Raw genomic sequence first — 6,919 nt, 5'->3', positions numbered from 1 at the left:
CTTTTTTGTTCCACACAAACAAGGAATGATCGCGCGGTGGCCGCTCTCACCAGCGCAGACACGCCGACAAGATCAACTTACGGCTGTAGTACTAGACGCGCACATACACCGCAGCAGTACCATCATTCCCACAGCGATGGTCGGCCAGAACGGCATCATTCGAACAGCAACGGTGTCCGCTGTGCGCTCGGTGGCGGCAAGAATCCAGATGACGGCATATCGACGGATCGCCTCGAGCCACCGTGCTCACCGCCGCAACCCGGGTGCCGCGATATTCGGATCCCACATCGTCTCTGTCGGTTACAGGTTGCCGGTCCACCGACCCAGCGGTGCCGGTCGCGTGACCACCCGCAGCGAGCCGTTTGGACGCCAGTTCACCGTCGATCGATCTCACACATTCGGGTCACGACTTCACTGAATGCAGTGCAGCACAACATATTTTGGCCGTTGAAATTCCTGCCAGGAGATTGCCAGGCTCGTGCCAGCCAATAGCCAGGATGCGGGCCTGCACTGGTTCATATACCCCCCACTGGGAACGCCGCCAATCAGCCCACACGAGGCTGTCGGAGAAAGGATCGACCATGACCGGACAGACAACACCACTGGCGCGCAATCGACGGCTTCTGACGAGGGTCGCTGTGGTCGGCGCCCTCACTGCAATTCCCCTGGCCGCGCTCGCGGCGCCGGCGTCCGCAGCTACCGCTGTGCGGGTCGTGCAGGCAGATCGCAGCGCGCGGGGCGGTGACAGCGACCACCACCACGACTGGGACCGCCGCGGCGACCAAAGCCAGGATTGGCAGGACATCGTCCCGTGGCTGCCGATCACCAATCAGAATCCGGCCCCGACCACCAATCCGTTCTCGGGCCTATTCGGGTCCAGCTAGCGCTGGGGAGCATCGGAGTTCCGGACCGCGGGTCGCGCTCCCAGCGACCACGACCCGACGCCGGCCAGACATGAGAGGTAGATGAGGCCGCGATGAGGCCTTCACTCCAAAAACACTCGCTCGACAATCTTGCGTCAGCAGCCGTAGATAGCGGAGACAAGGTGGCAAGAGCCCGGTTGTACGCCGCTATCCGGCCGATGGTCGTGCGCCGCTGCCGCGCCGAACTTGCGCCCCGAGTCGCGGACACGGTCGCGGACGCCGCGTGCGCGTCAATCCTGAAGACACTCGCGGACAGCACCCCCGCGGACCCGTTTCTACACGTTCTGTACGCCGCGACGACTCAGCTGATCGCCCGATCCCCTGTTTCGGACCGCCGCACTGCACCGTCCACATGCCTCGCTGCATTGCCCCAACCCGAGCGTGACGTCCTGATCCTGCGGTTGATCGTCGGACTCGACACCGACGACACCGCAACAGCGCTCGGACGCACGCCCGGTGAAGTGCTCCTCGACCAGCACCGGGCACTGCAGACCCTGCGCGGCGCCCTCGCCGGTGCGGGGACCGAAACCCCGTAACGACCGGCACAAGAGGCAACCGCACGCAGGGCGGGGAGAACGATGAAGCACCGTTTCCGGTCAGATCCTGTGGTGCATCATGCCGTGATGGCCGCCTCCATGGGTGATGACCGCGACGGTGACGATCGTGTAGAGGATCGCGAAGACGATCAGCAGACCGCCGAAGATCCACAGCGAGAGTTGCCCGAGTCTGCGGACCCGGTCCGACGCGTCCTGCGCAGCCTCGACGTCACCGCTCGCCCACAGCGGATACACGTTGAACGCGTGGGTGAATGCGGAGAAGGCCAGCGGCCAGAAGAACAGCAAGGTCGCCACTGCCCATCCGGCATTGACGACCGGCCGTGGCTGAGACCTGGCTTGCGCATCCGAGGTGCGGGTGGCGGTGGTGGGTGGGGTCGGGTCCGAGGGAATCGGATCGGTGGCGGAGGACGACATCGCAACGCTCCTGGGATCAAGGGGTTCACTTTTCACGGTAGGAGTCGAAGCTGAGGAGCGCCTGAGATCCAGCTGGCAATAGCGGCGCTGACCTTCGGATCACCACATCGGGGTCACGAGGACGGAAGGGAAGACGAACCCGGTATACCGGTGCGCACCGAGGCGACCAAGAGGTAGGACCGATAGAGGGACGTGCTCCTCCGGTCCATGCCCGCGAGCGCGATGACCCCGGGCGGTGCGGCGATCACTGCCGCCGACTTCTTTCGAGTGAACCCAACCGATCCGGGGCACCGATACGCCAATGCTCCGAATCCAAGTCATTCGCCGCTGCGTGGCAGACCGGGGAATCCCGCTGTCACCGGCCCCACCCCTCGCCTGCGGTGAGGCCGGTGTGCCACCTTCTCTCGGTTGCGGCGATCGGTGGCACATCGAACGCTAGGCGTGCCCGACACGATGTGGAAGACGGCGGTGGGGATTCTCAGCGGAATTTCAGCAGTCCGCGACCAGATCTGGACACTCTCACTGACTCCCCATCGATCATGCCGGCCGCACAGTGGTGACCCGCTGCTTCCCGACGCTGTCGCCGAAAACAAGACCGACGGCCCCGATTCCCGACCCCACACATTCGCACACCCCACCCGACCCGGGTATCAGGTCGATCGGCATCCCCAGTCGTACCGCCTGATGACCAGAGCGTGTCATTTCGCCCCGGCCAGATGCCCCCTTGCCGCGACCTCGACACGAACGATACTGGCCGCCAACGGGTTCGGGGATTCTCAGTCTTCGCAGACGAGGCCACCCCACCGTCGTGCAGGCTCGGCCGAGTCCGGTTCTGCCATGTCGTGCACCAGTCGTCCAGAGGGTTGTCCGGTGCATCGAAATCCCAGTTGGGTGCGTCCTTCCATGGCGCTGGGAGCTTCGGCGGCGGGGTCGGCTGAAGCGGCTGATTGGAACGGTCTGAACGGGCATCGCCGCGGCAGCGGAGATCCCTGGACCACCGAGTCCCACTCACGCCGTGGCAACTGCGACCACGACAACCGTCTTCTCGATCTTCATCACTACCTCCAAGGAGTAGGAGAGGCAGTACCCACATCGCCGCGGACTCACGCGGTCCAACCGCCACGTATCGGCGTCATCGAGGCCCACGGATTCAGGCCCTCTCCTCCGCCGATGGTCCCCGCGGACGAACCGCTGAGTCATGCGCCGAGCGCGACCGCCATGGATCCGGCCCCGCCGGCTCCCCCTCCAGGTTCTTGTCTTTGCCGCCACGGACGGAGGGACCAAGTGCTTTCGAGGCCTGAAACGCCCCGGCGTCGACCGATACGGGGGAACAATCATGACGGTGAGCCCCCTGCGACGGATCGGCCGAGCGCTCCTCGCGTTCGTGCTGGTGGTTGTCATCGGCACGGTCGGCTACGTTGACCTCGGCTTCGGGCTCCTGGACGCGCTCTATCAGACCGTCACCACGATCACGACCGTCGGATTCCGCGAAGTGCACCCGCTTACCGGCGTCGGACAGTTGTTCACCATCATCCTGATCCTGGCGGGGGTCGGCACCGCGCTCTACATGTTCGGTGTACTCCTCGAAGCGCTCATCGAAGGCCACCTGCGCCACCACATGGAAAGACGACGAATGGATCGACGCATCAGCCGGATGTCCGGCCACATCATCATCTGCGGATGGGGCCGCGTAGGCACTGCGAGTGCACAGTATCTCGACTCACTCGGCCGGGAAATCGTCGTCATCGACCGCGACCCCGAGCGACTACACAATATCGATTACCCCACCGTGATCGGAGACGTCACCGACGACCGAATCCTCGAAGCCGCCGGCATCGCACACGCGCACGCGTTGATCTCCGCACTCGACACCGATGCCGACAACGTCTACGTCACCCTGTCGTCCCGGGCCCTGCGCCCGGATCTCACCATCATCGCCCGCGCCCGTAACGAGGGGTCGATGTCCAAACTTATGCGCGCCGGCGCGAACCGGGTCGTCAACCCGCAGCTGATCGGCGGCCGCAGGATGGGATCCTTTGCGCTGCAACCTCATGTGGCCGAGTTCTTCGACGTCGTGATGCACGACGAAAGCCTGGACTACCGGATGGAGGAGATCACGGTCGCAACCACCTCACCATGGGTGGGGTCCACGCTGGCACAGATCGCGCTTCAGGAGACCACTGGGGCACTACTTCTCGCAATACGCACCACATCTGGACAGTTCGTCGCCAACCCGGCACTCATACTCCAACTCGGGTCCGGAACGATCCTCATCGTCCTCGGCACCCCAGCAGAACTCGATGCGGTACGCCACCATGTCAACCAGTGATGCCAGACGCCAGTCGTCACAGTTTCATAGATAGATTACTGCTCACCGACAAGCTGGCCAGCTACCAGATCGCGCACCGCGAGCTCATGCCGTCGGTCGTCTGGCACGAGTCCACCGGGAGCACCGTCGCTGCCCGAATAGGAACCGGCAACAACGCTGTTCTCTCAGATCGCATCCGAACGTCTCGCGCATCCGGCGGGCGTGCGGGGTGTCCACGCGGCTCGGTCGACAGGATAGGGCCGCGACCGTAAACCAGCTACCGGAACTCGTTCGTCAAGCGGTTACCGGACCTTGACAGTTGTCGAGCTGGCGGGCTCACACCGGAACCGCTTCGATGACGGATGATCGGGGACCTTGTGTGATCGAATCCAGCATGAATCCATGGTCAGTCAACAGTCGGCGCCATTCGGTGAACGTGCGCTCGCGACCTCCCAGGAGAACCAGCATGTGGAGATCCAGCAGAGCCATGGGGTGGGTTGTCGCTGTTTCCGGCAAGACCTGCTCGACAATCATCAATCGTCCGCTTCTCGGGATCGCTCGCCGACAACTGCTGAGGATCTTGCCAGCGGACACGTCATCCCAGTCGTGCAGAATCTGAGACAGCACGTAAACATCACCATTTTCTGGGACGTCGTCAAAGAAACTTCCACCCACAACTGTCGTTCGTTCACCGATGCCAGCCGAACAAAACTTCGACGCCGCTTCCGCGACCACATGAGGCAGATCGAGCAGAATTCCGCGTAGATGCGCGTGCCGATCAAGCAACCGGGTGATCAGCGCGCCGGTCCCGCCTCCGACGTCGACGACGGTGCCCGCGTCAGACCAGTCGTGGTTGAGCAAAGGCAACAAACGCAGCTCGACCAGCCCTGCTTGGCCCCGTGCGAACTCATCGGCTGCCGACGGATTCTCGGACAACCATTCGAAGTACGGCATGCCAAACGCCGCTGAAAACGATTCCTTCCCCGTTCGGATCGAATGGGCTGCGTGCCCCCACACGAGGTAGGCCTCGTGTGACATCAAGCCGACCAAGTGACGAAGCGAACCCGGAGTTTCTGCCCGCAAAAGCTCACCGGCCTCCGTCAACGCAAATCGTCCTCCACCGTCTTCCGCAAGCAAGCCTTCCGCGACGAGTACCCGCAAGAATCGACCAAGTGCGTCGGCGTCGGCGCCCACGCTCGCCGCGAGATCACCAAGCAAGCACGCGCCGTCCGCCAATCGGTCGGGCACCCCCAGTTCGCAGACGGCTGCAATAGATTGGGAAACAATGTATCCCATGATTTGTTTTCTCACTCGGTGGTTGATGTCGCTCATGTTCACGCCACCTCGGACAGCCGCGGGAAGAGTGAGATCCTGGCAGCATTCTGCAAATACGACGCGCCTGCCGTCCCGCCGGTGCCAGGTACCGTTCCGATGACTTTCAGGGTGATGCCCCAGTGGCCTCGCTTCATCGCACCCCACGCACGGTCCAGGCGCCGCATCGACTCCTCGAGAACGCTTGCATCCGGATGCGTTTTCCGCATCGCGAGATAGACGTCCTGCAACGTAGCCTCCCCGATATCGATTTTCGCAATGTGCTCGAAGTCACGAGAATCGGGTGGAGCGCAGGCGAACTCGACCTCACGAAACGCGCGGGACTGCACCGCGCTCCGCCCATCGGTGAAGCCGCGAATTATCGAGAAGGCGTCAACCGGCATCGTCGTTAGAACCCGAAAGAGCGCAGGCACCGCTTCGAGGCGGATCGATGCCCTGTCGAGGCGATCCTTTGCCGCTGCGGCCTGACCGTGGTGCAGGTCCAGGGTCGCCATCGAAATCGCTGTCGCAACCTGCCGATACAGACCTTCGAAGATCTGGATGCAGCGGATGAACATCTGCTCGTCGTGCAGGCGAGTCGTCGGCAACAACGTCAGCCGAACTGCAATTCCGATATCTTCGGGGACACCGTTCAGCGCCGGCGCGGCGACTGAAGCAAACGAACTGTAGTTGGCGCCTGGCTGAGTCAGCGCCACAAGGCCAGCCGCGGCCACGGAAGGATCGAGCGAGAAGTCGGGTGCGAGCCTCGCGAGTTGTGTCACGACTCGTGTCGCTGCGCGCGTCCGGACCACCTGGGGTGCATGTGCCGACCTCCCGAGGGCTCGTGCCTCCAGCAATGCGAGGTCCGTGGCCGCGGCAGCCACGAATGCGTCCACGCGCTGCGCGTCGTCGGACCGGACGACCTGGTCGAAATAGTCGAGCCCGACATATGACAAATAGTCGCCGTTCTGCGCATCGAACGTCATCGGTAGCCAGGCACCGAGAACATGATTCGCGCGGTTGTTGCTATGGAAGTTTCGCAGCATGGCGACCAGGTGAGGCCGGACCCCGTGACGCCCGACTGTTTGATAATGGGCCGCGACAGCCGCAAGGGGAAACTCCGAGTGCCCCGCCTCCCATTGCCGAAGCGCATTCTCAATATTGCGGCCAGATAATTCATCGCTCGTCACGTCAGCAGCCTGAAGACACGTGCCCCCGACGCCGATCACGCCGGAACGAACGAATTTCTCCTCGGCTTCGAGCATCGTTTCGGAAATCAACGCGAAACTCGCCTTTCATCCATACTGCGGTGTTCAGCTATCTTCGACGGCGCGCGGCGAATGCGGATAGACACCCTAGGGAGATTTCTCGACACCCTTTCCGCGGGGGGTGAAGTTTCCACCCCT

6 protein-coding genes are annotated in these 6,919 nt (G+C 63.0%); 3 read left to right on the top strand and 3 right to left on the bottom strand.

Annotation, left to right across the window (positions count from 1 at the left end; genetic code table 11):
- Nucleotides 1-581: 581 nt before the first annotated feature.
- The gene (locus tag ACFVJ3_RS45855) at nucleotides 582-884 is read left to right on the top strand and encodes a hypothetical protein (RefSeq protein WP_378458394.1); all 303 of its coding nucleotides are present in this window, start codon (nucleotides 582-584) and stop codon (nucleotides 882-884) included.
- Nucleotides 885-1,045: 161 nt separating this feature from the next.
- Entirely contained in the window at nucleotides 1,046-1,459 is a 414-nt protein-coding gene (locus ACFVJ3_RS45850; RefSeq protein WP_378458393.1) for a sigma factor-like helix-turn-helix DNA-binding protein, read from the top strand.
- A gap of 60 nt (nucleotides 1,460-1,519) precedes the next feature.
- Here the strand turns inward: ACFVJ3_RS45850 and ACFVJ3_RS45845 are convergent, their stop codons facing one another.
- Complete coding sequence (locus tag ACFVJ3_RS45845) at nucleotides 1,520-1,894, bottom strand: CD225/dispanin family protein (protein ID WP_378458392.1); 375 nt, start codon at nucleotides 1,892-1,894, stop codon at nucleotides 1,520-1,522.
- 1,336 nt (nucleotides 1,895-3,230) lie between these two features.
- Here ACFVJ3_RS45845 and ACFVJ3_RS45840 point away from each other — a divergent pair.
- The gene (locus tag ACFVJ3_RS45840; RefSeq protein WP_378458391.1) at nucleotides 3,231-4,223 is read left to right on the top strand and encodes a potassium channel family protein; all 993 of its coding nucleotides are present in this window, start codon (nucleotides 3,231-3,233) and stop codon (nucleotides 4,221-4,223) included.
- 315 nt (nucleotides 4,224-4,538) lie between these two features.
- On the opposite strand, the gene ACFVJ3_RS45835 is transcribed toward ACFVJ3_RS45840, so the two are convergent.
- Together ACFVJ3_RS45835 and ACFVJ3_RS45830 are read right to left on the bottom strand one after the other, a co-directional pair.
- Complete coding sequence (locus tag ACFVJ3_RS45835; RefSeq protein WP_378458390.1) at nucleotides 4,539-5,534, bottom strand: methyltransferase; 996 nt, start codon at nucleotides 5,532-5,534, stop codon at nucleotides 4,539-4,541.
- 2 nt (nucleotides 5,535-5,536) lie between these two features.
- Nucleotides 5,537-6,793, bottom strand: coding sequence for a hypothetical protein (locus ACFVJ3_RS45830; protein WP_378458389.1), 1,257 nt, complete (start codon nucleotides 6,791-6,793; stop codon nucleotides 5,537-5,539).
- Between the last annotated feature and the right edge of the window lie 126 nt (nucleotides 6,794-6,919).

Source organism: Rhodococcus sp. NPDC127593 (assembly GCF_042671975.1).
Lineage (GTDB): Bacteria > Actinomycetota > Actinomycetes > Mycobacteriales > Mycobacteriaceae > Rhodococcus_F.
The sequence above is the reverse complement of the archived record's forward strand: the minus strand, read 5'-3'. Positions and strand labels throughout refer to the sequence as shown.

Excerpts from the sequence above, each read along its gene's own strand:
- ACFVJ3_RS45845 (WP_378458392.1), bottom strand. The coding sequence starts at position 1,894 with ATGTCGTCCTCCGCCACCGATCCGATTCCCTCGGACCCGACCCCACCC.
- ACFVJ3_RS45835 (WP_378458390.1), bottom strand. The coding sequence starts at position 5,534 with ATGAGCGACATCAACCACCGAGTGAGAAAACAAATCATGGGATACATT.
- ACFVJ3_RS45840 (WP_378458391.1), top strand. The coding sequence starts at position 3,231 with ATGACGGTGAGCCCCCTGCGACGGATCGGCCGAGCGCTCCTCGCGTTC.
- ACFVJ3_RS45855 (WP_378458394.1), top strand. The coding sequence starts at position 582 with ATGACCGGACAGACAACACCACTGGCGCGCAATCGACGGCTTCTGACG.